This is a genomic window from Aneurinibacillus soli (genome assembly GCF_002355375.1).
In the GTDB taxonomy this organism is placed as follows: Bacteria; Bacillota; Bacilli; order Aneurinibacillales; family Aneurinibacillaceae; genus Aneurinibacillus; species Aneurinibacillus soli.
In genome coordinates this window covers 691,732-716,088 of record NZ_AP017312.1, presented here as the reverse complement: position 1 = coordinate 716,088, position 24,357 = coordinate 691,732, and the positions used below count along the sequence as shown (strand labels likewise).

Below are 24,357 nucleotides of genomic sequence, written 5' to 3'. Positions count from 1 at the left end.
CGTCCGTCATCATCCTTCCGCTTTCAATTCAAGAATCAGATCGCGCAGCTCAGCCGCCCGCTCAAAATTCAAGGCCCGTGCTGCTTCCTTCATCTCGTCTTCCATGCGTGCCACTACTTCTTTACGCTCTTTCTTACTCAACTTGCTATACATCTTCTGCGGCAAATACTCTTCCTCTTGTTCGGCCACTTTCGTTGCTTCGATCACATCACGTACCGCTTTCTGAATCGTCTGCGGTGTGATGCCATGTTCTTCGTTATACGCAATCTGCCGCTTCCGGCGACGGCTCGTCTCATCCAATGCCTTCTCAATGGATTGCGTGATTTTATCAGCGTACATAATCACATGACCACTCGCATTACGTGCCGCCCGCCCGATGGTCTGGATCAGTGAACGTTCGTTGCGCAGGAATCCTTCTTTATCCGCATCAAGAATCGCCACCAGCGATACTTCTGGTATATCTAACCCTTCCCGCAGCAGGTTAATGCCAATCAGCACGTCAAATACACCAAGTCTCAGATCACGGATAATTTGCATACGCTCGATCGTTTTAATATCCGAGTGCAGATAGCGCACCTTGATTCCAATCTCTTTGAGGTAGTCGGTTAAATCCTCCGACATCTTCTTCGTGAGTGTCGTTACAAGCACCCGCTCATGACAAGCGATGCGTTCATTGATCTCACCCACCAGATCATCAATCTGTCCCTGTGATGGACGCACATCAATCGTTGGATCAAGCAAACCAGTCGGACGAATCACCTGCTCGACCACATCCGGTGCAATCTCCAATTCATACAGACCCGGCGTCGCTGATACATAAAGAATTTGGTTAACGTGCTTCTCAAATTCCTGGAATTGCAACGGACGGTTATCTGCCGCAGATGGCAGACGGAAGCCATGCTGAATGAGCATATCCTTCCGCGCTTTATCCCCTTTATACATCCCGCGAATCTGCGGAATCATAATATGAGACTCATCCGCCATAATCATGAAATCATCCGGGAAGTAATCAAGTAGCGTATACGGTGTCGCCCCCGGCGCAAGCCCTGTTAGATGGCGCGAATAATTCTCCACACCCGAACAGTAGCCCATCTCCTGCATCATCTCGATGTCATAACGCGTCCGCTGCTCTAAGCGCTGCGCTTCTAGTAGCTTCCCCTGCTCTTTAAAATGCGCCAGCTGCTGTTCCAGCTCCGCTTCTATGCTGACAATCGCCTTGCTCATCTTATCCGGCCCGGTTACGAAGTGGGAAGCCGGAAAAATCGCAGCGTGTTCCCGTTCCAGAAGCACCTTACCCGTTACGATATCAATCTCTGTGATCCGCTCAATCTCATCACCGAAAAACTCGACGCGTATCGCATGTTCAGTCGTAGATGCTGGAAAAATCTCGACTACATCTCCACGCACACGAAATGTGCCGCGCGTAAAGTTAATGTCGTTCCGATCATACTGAATATCAATCAGCTTGCGCAGCACGTCATCGCGCCCTTTCTCCATTCCCCGGCGCAACGATAATAGAAGAGAACCGTATTCCTGCGGGGAACCGAGACCATAAATGCAAGACACACTCGCCACAATAATGACATCATTGCGCTCAAACAGTGCGCTCGTTGCCGAGTGGCGGAGCTTGTCAATCTCTTCATTAATGCTTGCATCTTTCTCAATATACGTATCGGAATGCGGAATGTACGCTTCCGGTTGGTAGTAATCATAGTAGCTGACGAAATATTCCACCGCATTATGCGGGAAGAAATCCTTGAACTCGCTGGCTAGCTGAGCAGCGAGTGTTTTATTGTGGGCAATCACCAGCGTCGGCTTCTGGACACGATTAATGACCTGCGCCATCGTGAATGTTTTCCCCGTTCCAGTTGCGCCCAGCAGTGTTTGATGCTTCTTGCCCGCTTCGATCCCATTCACCAATGCGGCAATCGCAGTCGGCTGGTCACCTTTTGGTTCGTAATCAGAGACGAGCTCGAATTTTTTCGTAAGCTTTTCCAACATCTCACCATCTTTCTGCACGAAATGCTACCTTTTATTATAGCATATGAGCTATATGAAAACGCAATTTTACCGAACAAAAGTTCTCTTTCTGAGCTAGACAATTACAATTAAGGGAAAAAGTAATAAAAAAAACGTAGGTTTTTATAATTCCCCATAATTGTTTGACATTCCTACCACATTTCTAGTCCATTATTAAGACGTAAACAAAATTACACTTACTTTAAAGGAGATGGCTATTTATGAAAAAGAAAATTGTTGCGACTGCATTAGGTGCTGTATTCGCTCTTGCATCCGTTGGATCTGTATTTGCTGCTGATGCACCTACACAATCACCATCCCAAGTGAAACAACATGCTGGACACCATGCACATGCTACTCTTGATACTGCAACGAAAGAAAAAGTAAAAGCCATTCGCGATCAAGTGAAAGCCGGTACACTAACACAAGAAGCAGCAAAAACTCAACTCGAAGCTCTCGGCATCAAAGCGCCACAACATCAAGATCGCTTCGCTAACCTTGATGCTGCTACAAAAGAAAAAGTAAAAGCTATTTTCGATCAAGAAAAAGCCGGTACTTTAACTCATGACCAAGCAAAAACTCAACTCGAAGCTCTCGGCATCAAACTGCCAGAACGTCAAGATCACTTCGCTAACCTTGATGCTGCTACAAAAGAAAAAGTAAAAGCTATTTTCGATCAAGAAAAAGCCGGTACTTTAACTCATGAACAGGCAAAAGCCCAACTAGAAGCACTTGGCATCAAAGCACCAGAACGTCATCAAGGTTTTCTCAATAAACTTGACGATGCCACTAAAGCAAAAGTAAAAGCCATTTTTGAGCAAGAAAAAGCGGGTACCTTAACAAAAGATGAAGCAAAAACTCAACTCGAAGCTCTCGGCATCAAGTTCCCAGCTAAAGGCGAAAAACATCAAGAAACAGCTACAAACTAATTCAGGTAGCATCCAATTTATGAGCAAAAGAGGCTGTCCCATAAGCTAGTGGGACAGCCTCTTTTTCCTATCAAACACATTTTACTTTATTCTGTAAGATTGTTCTTCTTCAACCAGAGGTACCCGATGTACATGCCGATCAATCCAGCAGCAGCACCGATGAGAATAACCGGAAGCGGCTGGTACGCTCCATCGAAGCCGACCATCATAATGCCAAATGTAGCGATGATACTTACCCATACATTCCGTATGACCCGTGAGAGAACAGCCGCCAGTACAAGCGGCATGATCAGTGCAATCATATAATTGACAATCAAAGCGAAACATCCTTTCCTTGATCCAACGGCACACTCGATTCTAGTTCGTCCGAAGCCTGACGATTTCGTCCCGGAAGCCCACCACGGCGCATTCGAGGCAACCCTGCCTTCTCTCCCGCTGCTTCCGGTGCCAAAATCAATCCGAGCTGATGATGGTCTCCCTGGTATACCGAGCGCTGTACATACTTGATATGTCCGTCCCGATTCAACACTTCCATTTTACAAAAGGCGGACTGTTGCTGCAACGCCGGATACAAGTCCTCTATCCCCGTAATGCTCTGTCCGTTCACTCGCATGATCACATCACCCGTCACAATCTCCATCTCATCTGCCGGACTCCCCGGCAGAACACCGAGCACGCATACTCCTTTATTCCGCTGCACATACAATGGTGCATGAAGCTTCTGCTGCCAGCGGCTGTACATACGCAAAGCTTCATGCCCGGCCAGTGCCAGCACGCCACCCAATACAGCAGACGGCAACCAGTACGTACCAAGATACCCAAGCACAAAAATCAACAGACCAAGCCCTATCATCCATGTGCCCGGTTGACGCATCTGCTCGTCCGGTGTCGCGACAATCGCCGTATCCTCATGCCCAATCATAAGTGGAAGTGGAAGCAGACTTAGAACCGCAACCCCCGCCCACCATGGCCAGCCAGATGGCAATACAAATGAATAAGAGCCAGTTCCATCTGCAATGAACGTGATCAGCGGAACGATCCACAACCTGCGTACACGATAAGCTCCCACCACAAGCCCCCGCTGACTAGTAAGAAGCATCGGTGAGCAGCCGTGTAACGACGGGCGCCGCAACAATATCCCTTCTGCTATATATAGAAGACCGAGCAGTGCCGCGACGGCCGGAGCATGCACCTGCTGCATCCATCCTGCCAATGACGCTAATAGGCCCGTCCCACTCACGTCTACCTGACGGAATAACACAGAGAGCACAATCAATAACCCACCCGCATAGCCTGCTGCAGCAAAACGCGGAGCCACCAATCCAAGGAGTACACTTCCGATCCAGAGCGACAACACATCGAAATACGACAATGCAATGCCGAATCCTAACAGGAGAATCGATACAGCCGCTCCGACTAAGATTCCTGGAACAAGTGCCTGCACAATCTCACGCGGGGCAGACGTCACCCGCACAGAAAACAGGTGTCGCTCCTGTCTAATCTGCCGGCTCGCATACCAGAACAGCAAGAGAATAAACGCATACAGCGCTGGACTGAGCAGCGTACGCGGAATCTGTATAAGCAGATCAATAAAAAAAGCAGACCAGTCTATCATATATATTCCTCCAACTTCTCATAAAAACAACCACGGCCATTTCTATGCCGTGGTTGTACAATTCTCTATTTCAGCTCTTAATCCCTGCTGAAAAATCATTTTGCTTCTCTTGACAATACTTCCAGCGCACCCTGCATTTGCAAATCATTCTTCGGATCACGGATACGCGTAATCAGCTCTTCCTGCATTACCTGCGCCGTCTTCTTATCCACTCGTCCGGTCATCGGAAGCTGGTGCAGACTCTGGAATGCTTTTACCGCTGTTTCCGTACGGCTATCAAAATAACCGTCCTGACGTCCCGGAGCTTGACCAAGCCCTTTAAGAATCAACTGCAGGTTTTTCACATCTGCACTGTTCATATCACGCACCAGTTCTGTTTTGTCCGAGATCGGGGCAGCTGTGAAATAGTCCGGTTGATTAATTTTCACATCCGGTGTGATGCCTTTTTTGTGAATCCAGTTTCCTTTCGGCGTCAGCCATTTGGCGACTGTGATTTTCAGCTGGCTGTCGTCTTCTAGCGGAATCGTATTCTGTACGGTTCCTTTCCCGAATGACTGGTCACCGACTACTTTATAGCCATTTTCCTGAAGGGCACCCGCAAGAATCTCCGACGCACTCGCACTTCCTTTATCTGTTAAGATCACAACCGGATACTTCGCCTGCTTAAGATCAGAACGGACGATGTCTTTACGACCATCGCTGTACTGTACCTGAAGGATTATCCCCTTGTTCGGTACGAGGAGATTCCCAATGGCTTCTACTGATTTCAACAGGCCTCCCGGATTGCCTCGCACATCCACAATCAGACCACTAATGTTTTTCGCTTCCAGCTTTTTCAGCTCATTTTCAAAATGCTGAGCCGTGTTTTCAGAGAACTGTGTGATCTCGATCTTGCCATACGTTTTACCGTCCTTCTCAACGGTGCCCGCATATACAGTTTCCACTGGAATATCATCCCGGACAACCGTAATCTGCATCGGATCAGACATACCAGCTCGTACGATTTCAAGCTCTGCTTTCGTTCCCTTTGGTCCGCGAATCTGTAGAACGGCATCCGTTAAGCTCATGCCATTCAAACTTTTGCCATTTACTTTCAGAATCTGATCTCCCGGACGTAAGCCTGCACGTTCCGCAGGAGAACCTTTGAATGGAGAAACGATTGTCACCTTGTCATTTTTAAGCGTGACTTCGGCCCCAATCCCTTCAAAGGTGGACTGAATCGATGAGTTGAAATCTTTCGTTTCTTTCTGATTCATATAATCGGAGAATGGGTCATCCAGCGTCTTGACCATGCCTTCGATAGCACCGTCAATCAGCTTAGTTTGCTCCCGCTTCTCCAGAGCCGTTCCCTGAATGACCTGGTACGCTTCATAAATCTTCGCCAGTTCCGGGTTCGGTGCCGTCACCATCTCCTGCTTATTTCCTGCTGTACCACTGCTGCCCCACGCCTGTCCAGCGTACTTGGCAGCCGCAAGCGTCACGATGCTTGTACATACAACAGCTAGCAGAATGATGGTGATAAACGTGCGGCGTTTCACTACCACTATACGCACCACCTTTGTATAATCCGACTTCTATCACTTAGTATATGACTGATATACCCTGGATATATCCGTCATCGTGAGTTGTTTAATTAATATAGGACATCGGATTTACTTTCTGTCCGTTTTTGATCACGGTAAAATGAAGATGTGGCCCAGTCGCACGTCCGGTTGCCCCTACTTCTGCGATTTTCTGTCCAGCTTTTACCGTTTGGCCTTCTGACACCATAATACCGCCGTTTCGAATATGCGCATACAGCGTGCTCAGTCCGTTTCCGTGATAGATGACTACGGTATTGCCATAGCCGTTCATGTAACCCGTTGACGCTACTACTCCATCACCTGCTGCCATGATCGTACTTCCTTCTGGAGCCGCCATATCCTGTCCGTCGTGGAATTTACGAATATGCAAAATCGGATGGATTCGGTATCCGAATGGAGATGACAAGCGCGCTCCCGGCAATGGGTTGCTTAGTTGCCCACTTCCATGGAAAGAAGGCTGTCCACCTGAGTCTCCACCCGTGCTACCCGAATTGGCCTGGTTTTGCTCATCGATTTTTCGCTGAAGCTGGTTTACAAGCTCGAGTGCCGCCTGCTCCTGCTCGTCTTTGATTTCGACCAGATCGCCTTCCTGCTTCTCTAACTCTTTCAGAATGCGTTCACGATCCGCTTTCTGCGCTGCCATGTCAGCGATTAACTGCTGATTTTCTGCCTGCATGGTTTTCAAGTTAGTCAGATTCGCCTGAATCTCGTTTTTGCGTTTCTCGATAATATCGCGGTCGCGCTTGTTATCTTCTAAAATCGTTACATCCTGATCGACAATCGATTTGACCGCATCCAGACGCTCCAGGAAATCTGCGAAATCCTGAGAGCCGAGCAATACTTCCAAATACGAAATGTCACCTGCTTCATAGATGGCGGTCACGCGTGTTTTGAGCAGCTTATCCCGCTTCTGCACGCGCTCCATCGCTGCCTGAAGTTCTTTGGCAGCTGCCTGAAGCTCAACGGTTGTCGTCTGGATTTTTTGATTCAATTGATCAATTTTCGCTTGTGTATCATTCATTTTTAGGTCAATGCTCATGATGTCTTCTTTTGTATCCTGCTGCTGAGTCTGTAACTTATTAATCTGCTGATTAATCGTTCCCACTTTTGCTTTTGCTGCTTGGCTTTGCTGGCGAATCTGGTCAATTTCCTGCTGCACATCAGATACACTACCAGCCCGGCTAGCTGCCGGAGTAAGCCCCGTAATTGCAAGAGCTGCCACAAGCGGAATCAGGAATTTCTTTGTCATCTTTTCCTCCCCGAATTGCAAATCTCTTATTTTATATCTACCTTTTACACGCGCAAGAATTTGCGCACAGACATCATACTTCCCCAAATACCGATAAAGGCACCAATGCCGAGCAGGATAAATGCAACCTGCAGCATTACTGGATAAAGCGGCAGTAAATCTAGAAAAGAGAGCGCAAGCTGCCCTTCCACGAAGTTCAAAAGCGAGTTATAACTCACTGCTAGAATCACAATCGGTAAGATCGCGCCGCAAACACCCATCAGCGCGCCCTCTACAAAAAATGGCCAGCGAATAAAGCCATTGGTTGCTCCAACAAGCTTCATAATCTCAATCTCGCGGCGACGTGCGAAAATAGTTAGCTTAATTGTATTGGCAATGACGAACATGGCCGTAAAGGCGAGCGCAAAAATAAACGCCACAATAACAAACCGGATCATATCCGTAATCGCAAACAATTTTGCGGTTGTTTGCTCCGCGTAGTTTACACTCTTTACACCCGGGATCTTTTCAATCTTTTGGGCGAGTGCTCCCGTCTGCTGCGGTGATTTTGCCTTCACGATATACGAATCAGGCAGCGGATTTTCTTTTTCCAGCCCATTTAAGAGCGAACCTTGCTTGCCAAAGCTTTGCTTTAAGCTGTTCAATCCTTGCTGCTTGGAGACAAACTCAATTCCTTGTAATTCTGGAAACTTGCGTATCTCTGCTTCTACCTGCTTGGCTTGTGCCTGATCACTCGTAACATCAAGCATAACACGAATCTCAACCTGCTTCTCTACCTTCTCAACCAAATGCTGTATATTCAACGCCAGCAAGAGAAACACGCCGAGAGTCAGCAGGGTAATCATCACGGCACTGATCGAGGCAAATGTCATCCAGCCGTTACGACCTAAGTTCTTACATCCTTCACGCAGATGACGGGTCATTGTGCTAGTCTTCATAGCCGTACTCCCCTCTCTGCTCATCCCGAATGATGCGGCCTGCTTCAATCGCAATAACTCGCTTCCGTACGGTATTTACAATTTCTTTATTATGCGTGGCCATCACAACGGTCGTGCCGCGCCGATTAATATCAAGAAGCGTCTGCATAATATCCATCGACGTCTCCGGGTCAAGGTTTCCGGTCGGCTCATCGGCGATAATGATGCTCGGGTTATTTACGATCGCCCGTGCAATTGCCACCCGCTGCTGCTCCCCACCAGAAAGCTGATCGGGAAGCGAGCGTGCTTTATGCTTCAAGCGAACAAGCTCAAGCACTTCCATCACACGCGGCTTAATATCTTTGACCGGTGTTTCAATAACTTCCATCGCAAATGCTACATTCTCATAAACTGTCAGACGCGGCAACAGTTTAAAATCCTGAAATACGACGCCAATCTTACGACGCACATACGGAATTTGCTTTTCCTTGATGCGGCTAATGGCAAAGGTCTCCCCGTCTGCTGTCAGCATGATCTGACCTTTACTTGCGGTTTCTTCGCGGTACATCAACTTAATAAACGTTGATTTCCCTGAGCCGGAAGGTCCCACAACATAGACAAATTCGCCGCTTTTGATGCAAACCTCAATGCCCTGCAGCGCGACCGTACCGTTCGGATACGTCTTCCATACATCTTGCATTTCTATCAAATTTGATCACCCAAACTACAATGTATTTTATTGCTTTTACCAAGAAATGACATCATTCAACACAAAACCCATCTATTATTATACCATTTGTCGATAAAAAATCATCCCTCTCCTGCTATGGAAAGGGATGATGGGACAAATGATGCCACATTCTTCTGAATGCTAGCCTTCACTATTCATTCTATAAAAGTTGCACGTCAATTTTTTGCTCGTGGTCTTCTACCCACTGATGTGTACGCTGCAAATCAATAGAAGCTGCGTTCAGTTGAATTTCTACCTGGTTTTTCGCCGTGCCGCCGAGCACGTTGCGTGCATTCACAACCTGCTTCGGATCGAGAGCGGCATAAATATCATCTTCAAACAGCTCGGAGAACTGCTTATACTCATCAAGCTTCATATCGAGCAAATATTTGCCCGCATCGATGCAGTACAGCACGCTTTTGCCGACAACTTCGTGCGCCTGGCGGAATGGCATGCCTTTGCCTACGAGATAATCGGCCAGGTCTGTAGCATTCGAAAAGTCTTCTGCCACAGCTTGACGCATGTTTTCTTTCTTTACTTTCATCGTACGAATCATCGGAGCGAATAGCGACAGCGCACCGTGCAGCGTCGTAACGGTATCGAACATGCCTTCCTTATCTTCCTGCATGTCCTTGTTATAGGCGAGCGGCAGCCCTTTTAGTACCGTCAACATCCCCATGAGGTTGCCATACACACGACCTGTTTTGCCGCGTACAAGCTCGGCTACATCCGGATTTTTCTTCTGCGGCATGATGCTTGATCCCGTGCAGAATGCATCATCAAGCTCCACAAAATTAAACTCGTTGCTCATCCATAAAATCATTTCTTCACACAGACGGGACAAGTGCGCCATCAGAAGCGATGAACCGCTGAGGAATTCAATGATAAAATCCCGATCACTTACCGCATCCAGACTGTTTGTATAAACAGCATCGAACTTGAGCAATTCCGCTACGTATTCCCGGTCAATCGGGAATGTCGTACCCGCAAGTGCGCCCGCACCAAGCGGCAGCACGTTGATGCGCTTGAAGCTATCCATTAACCGTTCTGCGTCGCGCTGGAACATGGAATAATACGCCATCAGATGATGCGCGAACAAAATCGGTTGCGCACGCTGCAGATGCGTATAACCCGGTAGAATCGTATCTACATTTGCTTTCGCCTGCTCTAACAGAGCCTCCTGCACTTGTGCGATCAGAGCTACGAGTTCAACAACACGTGCACGCAAATACAGGTGCATGTCTGTGGCAACCTGATCATTACGACTGCGGCCTGTGTGCAGCTTGCCGCCGACCGGGCCCACTTCATCGAGCAGCATTTTTTCGACGTTCATATGTACGTCTTCATTCGAAATCGTGAACTCAGCTTCGCCTGCTTCAATAATTTTGGCTACTTTTTTGAGACCTTCTGCAATTGTTGCTGCCTCATCTTCACCGATAATGCCGCATTTGCCAAGCATCGCTACGTGTGCGAGACTACCTGTGATGTCTTCTTTCCATAATTGCTGGTCGAACTGAATGGATGCTGTGTATTCTTCTACAAGCTTATCTGTGGCTTTAGTAAACCGACCGCCCCATAATTTCATAAATACAAGGCGTTTCCCAGCCCCGGCTGTGCCAGAACGGAAAACGCCTCCCCCCTCTCTGCTATTGCATTCCTGTCTTTATTATTGCTGCATCGCTTCTTTTTTATCGATAATAACCGCTTTCGGTGTATGGTCAAGTTTGTCTTTGTTTGTTTGAACGAACACTTGTGTTTGCAGACCCCACAGTTTAACAAACCCGATCGCTGCTTTGTGATCGAATGTGTCTTCTGTGCCGTATGTTGCCAAGTTTTCATCGTACAGAGATGATTCTGACTTACGTCCCACAACAATCGCATGGCCTTTGAACAGTTTCACACGGATTGTACCCGTTACGAATTTTTGTGTTTCTTCCACGAATGCTTTGAGAGCATCTGTAATTGGAGAGAACCACAGGCCTTCGTAAATCACCTGGGAAACTTTTTGTTCAACGATCGGTTTAAACTGTGCGATTTCACGCGGCTGTGTCAGGAATTCCAGCTCACGGTGTGCCAGAATGAGTGTGATCGCACCCGGTGCTTCGTATACTTCACGAGATTTGATCCCAACAAGACGGTTTTCTACGTGGTCGATACGGCCTACCCCGTGCTTGCCTGCGATTTGGTTCAGTTCAAGAATCAGTTCGCTCAGAAGCATTTGTTTGCCATTCAGCGCAACTGGTTTACCTTGAACAAATTCGATCTCGATTTCTTCCGGTGTATCCGGTGTATCTTCGAGATGAGCAGTCAGGTCATACGCACCCTTCGGCGGCTCGTTCCACGGATTTTCGAGTTCGCCGCACTCGCATGCACGTCCCCACAGATTCTGGTCGATGCTGAACGGGTTGTCGAGATCGATTGGAATCGGAATGTTGTGCTCCATTGCATATTTGATTTCTTCGTCACGGCTCATACCCCACTCACGTACTGGAGCGACGATTTTGAGGTCTGGATTGAGTGCTGTGATGGAAACGTCGAAACGAACCTGGTCGTTCCCTTTGCCTGTGCAACCGTGTGCGATGGCAACTGCGCCTTCTTCTGCCGCGATGTCAACCAGCACTTTCGCGATAAGCGGACGAGACAGTGCCGATACAACTGGATATTTGCCTTCATACATCGCATTTGCTTTCAGAGCCGGAAGTACAAACTCGTTTGCAAACAGTTCTTTTGCATCAACTACGTATGATTTGATTGCGCCGACCTGGATCGCCTTATCCCGTACGAAATCAAGGTCTTTACCTTCGCCGACATCAAGTGCTACCGCAATAACGTCGTAATTATAATTTTCTTGTAGCCATTTGATTGCTACGGAAGTATCTAAGCCGCCAGAATAAGCGAGAATAATTTTGTCCTTTGCCATGATTATATGTCTCTCCTTTATAAAACGAACTCGTTTTTCGTTTGATTCACTATGCAATATTATGCATCCTTATTCATAAAAATTCAATACCTTTTTTATAAAAAAACTACTTTCCAGTTTCTTGATCCATAATTTGTTTTACCACATCCGAATCAACATCAATTACGAGGTCAGCTGGATCGCTTCCGGCAGCGGCCATACGTTCCAGTCGTTTGTTAACAGCGGCAAACAATGTATCATCCAGATAACCATCTTTTTCTCCATGCACGCCTGCTTCTATGCCTGTAAGAATTTCAATGCCTTCTTCAATCGTCCGCACCTGCCAGATGTGGAACATGCCGTTCTCTACAGCCTCGATGACTTCCCGGCGCAGCATCAAGTTTTTCACATTCTGATGCGGAATGATAACCCCCTGCCCACCTGTCAGACCAAGTGCCCGGCATACAGCAAAGAAACCTTCTATTTTTTCATTTACGCCTCCGATTGGCTGAATCTCGCCCCACTGATTCACAGATCCGGTAACCGCAATCCCCTGGCGAATCGGAATGCCAGATAAGGAAGAAAGGAGCGCGTATAGCTCCGTGCTAGACGCACTGTCTCCGTCAATCATGCTGTATGTCTGTTCGAACGTGATACTAGCCGATAGCGGAAGTGGTTTATCCTGCGCAAACTTTCCGGCCAGATACCCACTCAAAATCAACAAACCTTTGTGATGAATCTGCCCGCTTAACGAAGTCTCACGTTCAATGTTAATAATACCGCTGCGTCCAATGAATGTCTGAGCCGTAATGCGATGCGGCTGTCCGAATGCGTATTCACCAATCTGTAGAACCGCCAGTCCGTTAATCTGCCCCACACGCTCCCCATCCACATCGACCATAATGGTGCCGTCTTCAATCATCTCCCGCATTCTCTCATCCATTCCGTTGGAGCGATACTCCTGTTCCGCAAGTGCTCTTCGCACGTGCTGGGCGTATACGATATCGCTTCCTTCCCGCTCCGCCCAGAATTCCGCTTCTACCAGCAGACGGGTAACAGCCTGGAATCCAGTAGTCAGTTTTCGCTGATCTTCTGCAAGCCGAACGCTATGCTCGATCAGCTCAGCCAGCGCAGAGCGATGAAACGGACGTAACCCTTCCTGTTCCCCGTAGCTGCGCACGAATGAAGCAAAAGCGAGATGGTTCGCCTGCTCATTCTTCATCTCCGTGTCAAACTCGACATTGACCTGAAACAACTCATAAAAATCATCATCCCATTCCGCAAGTGCGCGGTACACATCCGGGTCACCAATTAATACGACTTTGACCTGAAGCGGAATCGGCTCCGGCTTTAGCCCGCTTGCTGCGATAAGCCCTTGCTCTTCTGCTGCATTCTCAATCTGAATACTGGCGGCCTTTAGTGTGCGTTTCAAAACATGCCAGGCATACGGATTCCGCAGCAATTCACCAGCCTGCATAATCAGATAGCCCCCATTTGCTAGATGCAGGGCCCCCGACTTAATCATGGTAAAGTCAGTCGTCATTGTACCAAGCGTACTGCGGTACTCCATCCGTCCAAACAAATTATAATAGGACGGATTCGTCTCGAAGACGACTGGTGCGCCGTCCACTTCACTGTTGTCCACTACTACGTTGACACGATAACGGTGATACATGCTTTTCCGGTCGGTTTCAAGCAAGCTTTCCATCGGATCTTCTTCTTTTTCCTGCTCACGGAACAACTGGTGGTTTTCGATTACATTTTCCTCGTACGCTTTTATATATGTCTGCACCTGTTCATCCCGGTACAGGTTATAAAGCGGCTGGAACAGATGATAGATCGCATGGCGAGCCGAGTCTTTGTTCATAGAGGAAACCGCCTGTGCCATCTCTTTCTCAACCAGGTGCACCTGACGCAATGTCTCCGCTGCTTCCTGTTCAATCTGCTTGCTTTTTTTCTCCCAGGCTTCCTGCTCTTCTTTTGATAATTGACTAAACGCCTCATTGCTCATCGGCTCACCAGATACAAGCGGAATGGTCGCAATTCCTTCCGGTGTTCGCTCCAGAACAAAATTCAATTGTTCCGCTTTATCCTCAAGCTTGTCCCAGAACTCCTGTGCCCGGTTATTGAAATTCTGCACCGTATACTGGCGCTGCTTTTCATATTCCTCTCCGGAAAAGGTCGTCCGGATCGCACGCTCAATTCCACGGAACAACTCATCTATGTAAGCTTTGAAAACCCGGCCTTCTCCCGCTGGAAACGATAGGGCCAGCGGATAGTCAGGGCGAGTAAAGTTATATACGTAGCACCAATCGGCAGGCGTCGGCTTGCTTTGAGCTAGCTGCGCTACTTTTGTTCGAGCGTATGTAGTTTTCCCGGTCCCCGGTGGCCCCATGACAAATAGATTGTATCCGGCCTGCCGAACCTGTAGCCCGAACTCCATAGCACGAACGGCCCGGTCCTGCCCGATGATTCCGTCATGCAGTGGCTCTGCTTCTGCGGTTGTTTCAAACGGAAATACAGCCGGATCAATCCAGGCTCGCAGCCGGGCTGCCGGTACTTTTCGTTTATCTAGTACGTCCTTGTCTACCGTCTTCCACATAACTGCCCCTCTTTTCTGTGTCGAACCTGTCTTACTTTTCATTATAGTAGCACTTCTCTTAAAAAACATCGTTTTCCAGACAAAAAAAGAACAGGACAACTTTTTGTGATATCGACAACGTGTGGGGGAGGGAGTGGGAGAAGGAAGGAGCCGTTCGTTTCGGTACGCTTGGCAGGGATGTGTAGACTGTCCGCTCCGGAAGCCCGGCGAACTCGCCCGATCCTGCTCCTCCACCACACTTTGGAGAAAACCTACACCAAGAAAGAAGAGGCTGCCTCAGTCGCCGTGTTACAGCTTTTGAATCAGCCTCTTGTGGTTTTCTGCTACTGTGCCAGCTTTTTTAACTGCTCATGTGCGTTTTGCTCAAAGCGCAGCCGCTCTTTTTTCAGCTGAATGATTTGTCTCTCCATCTCGCGCAGTTTGTTCATCGCTTCACGCTCTGCCGCTGCGTCCCGGCTCTCTTTCGCCTTTTTGAGCGCTTCCATCTGCGTCCGACACTTATCGTAAACGGTACGCATTAGCTCATGGTTCTGATCCTTAATTTCTTTTAACTGGGTATGAATCTGCTTAAGCTCCGGGGATATGGCTTCGCCTCCCGGATGAGCGAATGCCTGCATCGGGACCAGCATCAGGACCGCTGCCAGCGCTGCCGATTTCCAGATTTTCTTCATAACTATCCTGCCTCCTTTTGGCATAATTGGTCACATAGTAGAGTAACCGGAAGGCGGTAATTTATACAAAAAAGGGGAGCATGGATAAAATCCTGTACTTGCTGGGCCTCGATCTACCCAATGTGCGGTGGAGGAGCGGAGAAGGGAGGCGACTGTCACTTCGGTACGCTCAACGGAGAAGCAAATCTGGTCGCTCCAGGGTCCAGACGCACTCACCCATAAAAGGTCAGGATGTTATTCACGGAAGGGTTATGGGCAAAGGCCCGTGCGCCCGAACCCCTCCGCTGGGTGAATCACGTACAGGCGTTCCGTGTCGCCTCCCTTCTCCGCTCCTAACCAAGCGTGGGCAGGTCAATGCTCTCTCACAAGTATTTTGTAGCTTCGCTCTACAGATTGTTTTTTGTTTTTTGAATCCCAACTTTGTTGGGAGGAGAGAAGAGAGAAGCAAGAGAGCTCTTGTACGCGCTACCTAGCGGAAGGAGCACGGCGAACGGGCCTTTGCCCGCAACCCTTCCATGAAGATACATCGTGGGCCCTCTTTTGCGGGCAAGTTCGCCGAGCTCCTGGAGCGGACAGTGGACACTTCTCCGCAAAGCGTACCCAAGCGAACGGCTTCTCTCTTCTCTCCCCCCACCACCAAAGTTGCACGATTCCACAAAACAAAAAAGGACGCAGGCGATTTCCACACCTACATCCTCTCATTTTTGTGTTAGCCCATCAGCGCCACAAGCACCGCTTTTTGCGCATGTAGACGATTTTCCGCCTGATCAAACACGCGTGACTGTGGACCATCAATGACTTCCGCCGCCACTTCTTCCCCACGGTGTGCTGGCAGACAATGCAGGAAGATCGCATCCGGATTCGCCTGCTTCATCATCTCTCCGTTCACTTCAAAACCTTTGAACTTCTCAATCCGTTCCTGCTGCTCCGCTTCCTGACCCATGCTTGCCCATACGTCTGTGTAGATGACATCGGCATCTTTTACCGCTTCCATCGGATCATGCGTAACGACAACATTCACGCCTGTTTCCTGCGCGAATTGTTTGGTCATCTCGGTTACGCTCGCATTCGGCTCATAGCCTGCCGGGGACGCAACCGATACATGCATGCCCACTTTCGCCGCTCCGATCATCAGAGAATGTACCATGTTATTGCCATCTCCTACATACGCAAGCTTCAATCCTTCCAGCTTGCCTTTCTGCTCGATGATCGTCTGGAAGTCCGCCATCACCTGGCATGGGTGCTGCATGTCGGTCAGCCCGTTAATGATCGGAATCGATGCGAATTCCGCAAGCTCACGCACCATATCATCCGAGAACGTCCGAATCATGATGCCGTCAATGTAGCGCGATAATACTTGCGCCGTATCCGAGATCGGCTCACCACGTCCGATCTGTAAGTCGCGTCCGCTCAGGAACATCGCCATCCCACCGAGCTGGTACATCCCCACTTCAAACGATACACGGGTACGAGTGGATGATTTTTCGAAAATCATGCCAAGTGTTTTGCCCGCCAGATGTGGATGCGGGATTCCTTTTTTCTGCTCATCTTTCAGCTTCGCCGCCAGATCGAGTAAATACTGGATTTCTTCTTTTGTATAATCAGAGAGGCAGAGGAAATCCTTGCCCTTTAATTGTTCAGCTACTGTCATCTTATTTCACAGACTCCTTTCGTTTCGCCCCATTTAAATACGAACCGAGGTCAATCGCTTCACCTGCACTATGTCCGTGTACATCAAGGTACGATGCGAACGTATCAAGGAACGTAAAGCACGGAATATTCAGCGCAAGGGCCAGCTGGCGCAGTTCAAATCCAAGACGACCACGTTTATTTCCAAGCGTTGGAGTGTTCACGAACGCTTTCACAGGACGGTCGGCACAAATGTCTTTCACACGCTCTACCGTTTCTACAACTTCTGCCACTTTCAAGCCATGCTCGTTCAGGAGGGCTGCTGTACCCGGTGTGGCAATTACCTGTACGCCAAGTTTTTTCAGCATCGCAATGTGCGGCACGAACGCCGCTTTGTCCTGTTCAGACAGCGACAGTAAAATCATATCGCCGTTCACTAACCAGTCGCAGATGCCTTCTTTCCAGGCAATCGCCTTGCCAATCGCCTCTTCCACCGAATAACTAAGGCCAATTACTTCCCCGGTCGATTTCATCTCCGGTCCAAGCGCTGGGTCGACACCATTCAACTTGATTGTCGAGAATACCGGACCTTTCACCGCATAGAACGGAATTCGCGGCATCATACCCGTACCATATCCCATGTCGGCCAGCTTCTCGCCCATCTGTGCCCGCGTAGCAAGTGCCACCATCGGGATGCCGGTTACTTTGCTGACGATTGGAACCGTGCGGGAAGCACGCGGATTTACTTCCAGTACATAAATCGTGCCCTTATCGTCGATTACCAGCTGCAAATTGATCAAGCCGCTTGCTTTCATTTCTTTGGCGATGAGTGCAGCATAGCGTCCGATCTCTTCACGCTGTGCATCTGTAAGATGCGGAGACGGGAAGATGGCCATACTGTCACCGGAGTGAACGCCTGCACGCTCGATATGCTGGAAAATGCCCGGGATGAGGATGTCATCACCGTCGCAGATCGCATCGATCTCCACTTCCATACCGGATACGTATTTATCAATCAACAGCGGGAACAACGCGCCGGATGACGTGTAGCGATTCCAGTCCGCGAAATACTGATCCAGCTCTTCCCCATTATGCAGCACAGCCATACCGCGACCGCCAATTACATATGAAGGGCGGATAAGTACCGGATAACCGATTTCTTCTGCCACAAGGTGTGCCCCCTGCTGGCTGTTCACACCTTGACCCGGAATGTGCGGGATGTCGAGCTTGCGCAGCATCGCGTAGAACAGCTCTCGGTCTTCAACCATGTCGATTGCTTCCACAGATGTGCCATATACATGCACACCTGCTTTTTGCAGCTTCTCCGCAAGGTTAATCGCCGTCTGGCCACCGAACTGTACCATAACGCCGTCTACCTGTTCTTTTTCGATCACGTTCAATACGTCTTCTAACGCAAGCGGTTCAAAGTACAACTGGTCCGCTGTGTTGTAATCCGTCGATACTGTCTCCGGGTTGTTGTTAATGACAACTGCCTGAATACCATGCTTACGAAGCGATTTCGCCGCATGTACGGAACAGTAGTCGAACTCGATGCCCTGGCCAATGCGGATCGGACCGGAACCTAAGACCAGCACTTTTTTGTCTGCTTTCGTAACCGGCACTTCGTCGCGTCCCTGCCACGTTGAATAGTAGTATGGTGTCGCCGCCACAAATTCAGCCGCGCATGTGTCTACAAGCTTGTAAGCCGGGCGGATACTCCACTCTTTCAGTGCCGCGCGTACTTCCTCAAAGCTCGTGCCGCACAAGCGAGCAATCGTACTGTCCGCAAAACCGCGCAGCTTCGCTTCTTTCAACAGTTCCTTCTTCATACCGCTCCAGCGTGCGTCTTCCATTGTTTTCTCCAGCTTTACAATACGAGCCAGCGCGTTCAAGAAGAACCGATCTACCTGTGTTTTCTCATGAATCGCATCCACACTCATGCCACGGCGGAGTGCTTCTGTGATGTAGAAAATACGCTCATCGGTTGCGGTAACCATCTGTTCAATCAGCTCATCGTCGCTTGCTTCTTTCACATAACCGAGCTCTACGTGCTGAATGCCAATCTCAAGCGAGCGAATACCTTTCAGCAAAGCGCCTTCGAGCGTACGATCAATCGACATCACTTCGCCCGTTGCCTTCATCTGTGTGCCAAGCGTACGATCCGCATGTGGGAACTTGTCGAACGGCCAGCGTGGGATTTTCGCCACCACATAGTCAATTGCCGGTTCAAAACTTGCATACGTATAGCCCGTGATCGGGTTCACGACTTCGTCGAGATGATAGCCAAGTGCCAGCTTCGCCGCTGTACGAGCAATCGGATAGCCAGTGGCTTTCGATGCAAGCGCAGATGAACGGCTTACCCGTGGGTTTACTTCGATTAGATAGTAATCGTCACTGTGCGGATCAAGCGCGTACTGAATGTTGCAACCCCCAACAACACCAAGCTCCCGAATCACTTTACATGCCACAGAGCGCAGCATCTGGTACTGGCGGTCTGTCAGTGTCTGGGACGGTGCAAATACGATGGAATCCCCTGTATGCACGCCCACCGGGTCGAAGTTCTCCATGTTGCAGACGATGATGCACGTATCGTTCGCATCACGCATAACTTCGTACTCGATTTCTTTCCAGCCTTTAATGCTGCGCTCGATCAATACTTGCTGAATCGGACTTGCATTCAAGCCACGCTTCGCCACCACGCGAAGTTCCGCTTCATCATTGGCAAAGCCGCCGCCCGCGCCGCCGAGCGTATAGGCCGGACGCACAATAACCGGATACCCGATGCTGTTCGCAAACACAACCGCATCGTCTACCGTTTGCACCGTTTCGCTTTCGGGAACCGGCTCCCCAATGTCTTTCATCATCTGCTTGAACTCTTCGCGGTCTTCCCCGCGAATAATTGTGTCAAGTGGGGTGCCGAGTAGCTGCACATCATACTTCTCTAGCACACCTGCCTTAGACAATTCCACCGCCAGATTCAGACCCGTCTGACCACCAAGTGTTGGCAGCACGCCATCCGGGCGTTCTTTGGCGATAATTTTCTCCACCGCTTCAACCGTGAGCGGCTCCATATAGATACGATCTGCCACTTCATCATCGGTCATGATCGTTGCTGGATTGTTGTTAACGAGAATAACTTCTACGCCTTCTTCGCGCAGCGCCAGACATGCCTGCGCACCGGCATAGTCAAATTCAGCCGCCTGCCCGATGACGATCGGACCGGAGCCTAAAACGAGAACTTTTTTGATGTCGGGTAATTTAGGCATAACTTTTCTCTCCTGTAGCCTGGCATTGGCGGATAAAATCCGCAAACAAATGATTCGTATCATCCGGGCCCGCATGTGCTTCTGGATGGAACTGCACAGACGAGATCGGCAATGTTTTATGACGAACACCTTCGACTGATTTATCGTTTACGTTCACAAATGTCAACTCAAGTGGCGATACTGCAAGCGACTCCGGCTTTACAACATAGCCGTGGTTTTGCGAGGTCAGATACACTTTACCCGTGATGACGTTCTTCACCGGATGGTTGCTGCCACGATGTCCGTACGGCAGGCGCTCGGTGTCACAGCCAAACATAAGTGAGATGAGCTGATGCCCCAGGCAGATGCCCATCGTTGGGTAGTTCTCTACGATCTGCTTCAACTCACCGAGTTGCGGCGTCAGGTCTTTCGGATCTCCTGGTCCGTTCGACAGGAATATGCCGTCTGGATTGAGTGCTACAATCTCGTTATAGGTCACGCTGTACGGCATCACAGTTACCTTGCAGCCGCCATTTAGCAGATTGGTTAAAATGGATTTTTTGTAACCAAAATCAATAAGCGCAATATGCGGACCTGCTGCATCTTCATTGTACGTTTGGGCTTCTTTTACCGATACTCCAGGTACGACCTTGCCAATCGGTTGCGGTTTGAAAGAATCAAGCTTCGCCCGATCGGTAGTCAGCAGACCGTATACTTCACCTTCCGTCCGCACAATCTGCGTAATCGCACGTGTATCAATGCCAGACAGGACACCAATTCCATAGTTAGTCGCAATCTCTGCGAGCGAATGACCCGATTCGTAATGACTTGGCATCTCACACAAGTCGCCCACGATTAAGCCTTTGCAAGCTGGCTTCAAGCTTTCATAATCCCGTTCATTAATCCCGTAGTTTCCGATCAACGGATACGTAAACGTAATAATCTGTCCGGCATAAGAAGGGTCAGACAGCACTTCCTGGTAGCCTGTCATACCTGTATTAAATACGACCTCACCGGTGCAATCCGCAGCGCTGCCAAACCATTCTCCTTCAAAAATCTCGCCCGTACTTAATACGAGGTATCCTTTCATTGCTTCCACTCCTTTATTGTTCCAGCATCGGTGCTATACGTTTGCTTTTACAGCCGTCAATACGTCATCGAGTACCGTCACCGCATGTGCAATTTCTTCTTTTGTAATCGTAAATGGTGGGAGCAGACGCACCACGTTCGGACCTGCCATCAGCAGCAGAATGTGATACTGCTCACGCATCGCATTCACGACTGGCGCTGCCTCCATCGCAAGCTCCACACCCATCATCAGGCCTTTGCCACGAACGTTGACTACTTCCGGATGCTTGGCTGCCAGCTTCTGCAATTCTTCTGCAAAAAATGCGCCAATCTCTGTCACGCGGTCAAGATAATGGTCTTCCTCAATCGTTTCCAATGTAGCAAGACCGGCTGCGCTTGCGAGCGGATTACCACCGAATGTCGTCCCGTGGCTACCCGCGCTAAATGCGTCAGCCAGCTTTTCCTTACCGACAATCGCGCCGATCGGGAAGCCGCTACCCAGTCCTTTTGCCATCGTAATAATATCCGGTTCAAGCCCATAATGCTGGTGGGCAAACCATTTGCCTGTGCGCCCGATGCCTGTCTGTACTTCATCGACAATAAGCAACAGATCGTGTTGGTCACACAGCTGTTTAATGCCTTCCGCAAATTCCGGATCAGCCGGATGGACCCCGCCCTCACCTTGGATCATCTCCAGCATAATTGCACATGTTTTATCGGTAATCGCCGCTGTAAGAGCTTCAAGATCATTGTACGGTACGGTCACAAATCCTTCTGGAAGCGGAGCGAATCCATCTTTTACTTTATCCTGTCCGGTCGCTGTCAGTGTCGCCAGTGTGCGACCGTGGAACGACTGGGTAAACGTAATCACTTCATAACGATTCTCGCCTTTAATCTTCTGCATGTAACGGCGGGCAAGCTTAATCGCCGCCTCATTCGCTTCCGCACCGCTGTTGCAGAAAAATGCTCGGCTACCACATGTGAGCGACACAAGCTTATCTGCAAGCTTCTCCTGTACCGGAATTTCGAACAGGTTGGAGCAATGCCACAACGTATCAAGTTGCTCCTGCACTTTTGCTTTTACTTTTGGTGGAACGTTGCCAAGCGATGTGACTGCAATGCCTGCAACAAGATCAAGATATTTGTTGCCTGCCGCATCCCATAAATAATTGCCTTCTCCTTTTACAATCTGAATCGGCCAGCGTCCATAGTTTGGAAATAAGCTACTCATGCGTGTTCCACCTTGCCTTCCGCCACAATTTTGGTTCCGACAGCCTCACCTGCTGCCACCTTCCGTAAAATACCCGGTTCATAGCCGTTAATAATCAGCACTTCTTCCACCTGTTGACCGAGCGCATCGAGTGCTGCCCGCACCTTTGGAATCATACCGCCATAGATCACACCATCCGCAATCAACGCTTCAATCTGCGTTCGATCAAGCTGCGGGAGCACCTGCTTCACACCATCAATCTCCTGCATGACACCTGGCACATCCGTCACCATAACAAGCTGCCCTACGCCGAGTGCCCCAGCAACCGCGCCCGCTGCAGTATCCGCATTAATGTTGTACACCTGCCCCGTTTCATCCACACCCAGCGGTGCAATGACAGGAACCATCCCTGCTCCGCTCAGCGCTTCGATAAGCGCAGGCTCCACACGTTGAATCTCCCCCACAAATCCGAGATGTTCCGGTCCTTGTGTCACTCGGATTGTCTGACCGTCGATGCCGCTGATGCCTGCTGCGCGACCTCCCGCCTGCTGGATGCTTGTCACAACCCGCTTGTTTGTATCTCCGATCAGCACCATTTTTGCTACTTTCAGGGTCGGTGCATCGGTCACACGTAGGCCGTCGATGAAATGTGGTTCAATGCCCATTTGTTTTAATGTATTTGAAATCGCCGGACCGCCACCATGTACGATCACAACGTTTGTCTCTCCCTGCTGAAGGGCAGTTAGATCTTCATAAAAAGAGGCAGGCAGCTGTTCTAGCGTGCTGCCGCCACATTTGATTACAAGCTGATTTCCCATGTTCTCTTCTCTCCTCTTCTCACGCGATCCTTTTATGGATAGACCGGGGTAAATGCAAGTCCGGTTGTTTCCGGAAGTCCAAACATGATGTTCATATTTTGCACTGCCTGGCCGGCAGCCCCTTTCACGACGTTATCAATGACGGACAGCAGCACGATACGCCCCACCCGCCCGTCAATATGCCACGCGATGTCGCAATAATTCGAGCCTGTTACTTCTTTTGTTTTGGGATATGCGCCTGGACGCAACCGCACAAACGGCTTGCCTTCGTATGCCTTGCTAAACGCCGCTGCGACCTGCTCGGTGGTCACGCCTTCTGCAAGTGTCGCGTAAGACGTAGCAAGAATGCCCCGATTCATCGGCACCAGATGTGGTGTGAAGGAGATCAGCGCGTCCCGACCTGTCAGCTTACGGAGCGTCTGCTCAATCTCCGGTGTATGCTGGTGCTTCCCTACCTTATACGCAGCGATGCTTTCATTCACTTCACAGAAATGCGTACCAAGAGACGCCCCACGTCCAGCACCCGTCACGCCGGATTTGGCATCTACGATAATGGATTTCCCATCGATCAGCCCTTCGTTCAGGAGCGGCAGTAAGCTCAGAAGTGTTGCTGTCGGATAGCACCCAGGGTTCGCTAGCAGCTTCGCATCGGCAATGGCCGCTGCACTCCATTCAGACAATCCATATACCGCCTGATCGAGGTAGTTCTGCGTAATCGGCTCTTTGCCGTACCACTCTTTATATAGTTCCGGTGTTTCTAACCGCAAATCCCCGGACACGTCGATAATCCGGATTTTCCCGTTCAGGAGCGCAGGTGTCAGCTTGCTGCTAACGCCGGATGGTGTCGCAATAAACACGACATCTGCTTCCGCCTGAATTTTGGCACAATCAATTGTCTCCAGCTGCTCGGTAAAAATATGATTCAAGTGCGGATACACATCCTGGATTGCTTTGCCCGCCTGTGAATTGGAGTAAATCGCAGTAATGTTCGCTTCCGGGTGCTGAAGAAGCAGGCGAATCAGCTCGGCTCCGCTATAGCCGCTCGCTCCGATAATCGAAATATTCACGTCTCATTCCCCCTATTTGTCCTGTCTGTATAAGTTATGAATTATTATACGTTTAAGGGAATAAAAATTCAACAATAAAAAAGATGCTTTCTCCCTATTTTGAGAA

The 24,357-nt window shown here is 49.4% G+C and carries 18 protein-coding genes; 1 reads left to right on the top strand and 17 read right to left on the bottom strand.

Features of this window, described 5'->3' with window-relative positions; all coding sequences use genetic code 11:
* Nucleotides 1-9 precede the first annotated feature (9 nt).
* On the bottom strand, nt 10-2,001 hold the full coding sequence (uvrB, locus tag CB4_RS03630; protein ID WP_096467616.1) for an excinuclease ABC subunit UvrB: 1,992 nt from the start codon (nt 1,999-2,001) through the stop codon (nt 10-12).
* Between the two features lie 239 nt (nt 2,002-2,240).
* On the opposite strand from uvrB, the gene CB4_RS03625 reads away from it, so the two are divergent.
* The gene (locus tag CB4_RS03625) at nt 2,241-2,948 is read left to right on the top strand and encodes a hypothetical protein (protein ID WP_096463633.1); all 708 of its coding nucleotides are present in this window, start codon (nt 2,241-2,243) and stop codon (nt 2,946-2,948) included.
* Nucleotides 2,949-3,034: 86 nt separating this feature from the next.
* On the opposite strand, the gene CB4_RS03620 is transcribed toward CB4_RS03625, so the two are convergent.
* The 16 genes from CB4_RS03620 to argC form a co-directional block, all read right to left on the bottom strand.
* Nucleotides 3,035-3,265 carry a hypothetical protein gene (locus CB4_RS03620; protein WP_096463632.1) on the bottom strand — a complete coding sequence of 77 codons (231 nt, stop codon included), beginning with the start codon at nt 3,263-3,265 and terminating at the stop codon, nt 3,035-3,037.
* Nucleotides 3,262-4,563, bottom strand: coding sequence for a PDZ domain-containing protein (locus CB4_RS03615; RefSeq protein WP_096463631.1), 1,302 nt, complete (start codon nt 4,561-4,563; stop codon nt 3,262-3,264). Before CB4_RS03615 ends, CB4_RS03620 begins: the two co-directional genes overlap by 4 nt.
* Nucleotides 4,564-4,658: 95 nt before the next feature.
* Nucleotides 4,659-6,101, bottom strand: a complete 1,443-nt coding sequence (locus CB4_RS03610; protein WP_373681358.1) for a S41 family peptidase — start codon at nt 6,099-6,101, stop codon at nt 4,659-4,661.
* 91 nt (nt 6,102-6,192) lie between these two features.
* On the bottom strand, nt 6,193-7,395 hold the full coding sequence (locus tag CB4_RS03605) for a murein hydrolase activator EnvC family protein (protein WP_096463629.1): 1,203 nt from the start codon (nt 7,393-7,395) through the stop codon (nt 6,193-6,195).
* 44 nt (nt 7,396-7,439) lie between these two features.
* Nucleotides 7,440-8,333: a permease-like cell division protein FtsX gene (gene ftsX, locus CB4_RS03600; protein ID WP_096463628.1), complete on the bottom strand. Its 894-nt coding sequence runs from the start codon at nt 8,331-8,333 to the stop codon at nt 7,440-7,442.
* On the bottom strand, nt 8,323-9,021 hold the full coding sequence (gene ftsE / locus CB4_RS03595; RefSeq protein WP_096463627.1) for a cell division ATP-binding protein FtsE: 699 nt from the start codon (nt 9,019-9,021) through the stop codon (nt 8,323-8,325). Before ftsE ends, ftsX begins: the two co-directional genes overlap by 11 nt.
* Before the next feature lie 181 nt (nt 9,022-9,202).
* Nucleotides 9,203-10,627 carry an argininosuccinate lyase gene (argH, locus tag CB4_RS03590; RefSeq protein WP_096463626.1) on the bottom strand — a complete coding sequence of 475 codons (1,425 nt, stop codon included), beginning with the start codon at nt 10,625-10,627 and terminating at the stop codon, nt 9,203-9,205.
* A gap of 81 nt (nt 10,628-10,708) precedes the next feature.
* Complete coding sequence (locus tag CB4_RS03585; protein WP_096463625.1) at nt 10,709-11,962, bottom strand: argininosuccinate synthase; 1,254 nt, start codon at nt 11,960-11,962, stop codon at nt 10,709-10,711.
* Between the two features lie 106 nt (nt 11,963-12,068).
* A complete protein-coding gene (locus CB4_RS03580) occupies nt 12,069-14,543 on the bottom strand; it encodes a Lon protease family protein (RefSeq protein WP_096463624.1) in 2,475 nt (824 codons plus the stop codon).
* A 323-nt stretch (nt 14,544-14,866) separates the two neighbouring features.
* A complete protein-coding gene (locus CB4_RS03575) occupies nt 14,867-15,214 on the bottom strand; it encodes a hypothetical protein (protein ID WP_096463623.1) in 348 nt (115 codons plus the stop codon).
* A gap of 709 nt (nt 15,215-15,923) precedes the next feature.
* Nucleotides 15,924-16,865: an ornithine carbamoyltransferase gene (gene argF / locus CB4_RS03570; protein WP_096463622.1), complete on the bottom strand. Its 942-nt coding sequence runs from the start codon at nt 16,863-16,865 to the stop codon at nt 15,924-15,926.
* Nucleotide 16,866: 1 nt separating this feature from the next.
* Entirely contained in the window at nt 16,867-20,109 is a 3,243-nt protein-coding gene (gene carB / locus CB4_RS03565; RefSeq protein WP_096463621.1) for a carbamoyl-phosphate synthase (glutamine-hydrolyzing) large subunit, read from the bottom strand.
* Complete coding sequence (locus tag CB4_RS03560; RefSeq protein ID WP_096463620.1) at nt 20,102-21,178, bottom strand: carbamoyl phosphate synthase small subunit; 1,077 nt, start codon at nt 21,176-21,178, stop codon at nt 20,102-20,104. The genes carB and CB4_RS03560 overlap by 8 nt, the downstream gene beginning before the upstream one ends.
* A 33-nt stretch (nt 21,179-21,211) precedes the next feature.
* The gene (locus tag CB4_RS03555; protein ID WP_096463619.1) at nt 21,212-22,387 is read right to left on the bottom strand and encodes an acetylornithine transaminase; all 1,176 of its coding nucleotides are present in this window, start codon (nt 22,385-22,387) and stop codon (nt 21,212-21,214) included.
* Entirely contained in the window at nt 22,384-23,184 is an 801-nt protein-coding gene (argB, locus tag CB4_RS03550; protein WP_096463618.1) for an acetylglutamate kinase, read from the bottom strand. The genes CB4_RS03555 and argB overlap by 4 nt, the downstream gene beginning before the upstream one ends.
* Nucleotides 23,185-23,216: 32 nt before the next feature.
* The gene (gene argC / locus CB4_RS03545; protein ID WP_096463617.1) at nt 23,217-24,251 is read right to left on the bottom strand and encodes an N-acetyl-gamma-glutamyl-phosphate reductase; all 1,035 of its coding nucleotides are present in this window, start codon (nt 24,249-24,251) and stop codon (nt 23,217-23,219) included.
* Nucleotides 24,252-24,357: the final 106 nt, after the last annotated feature.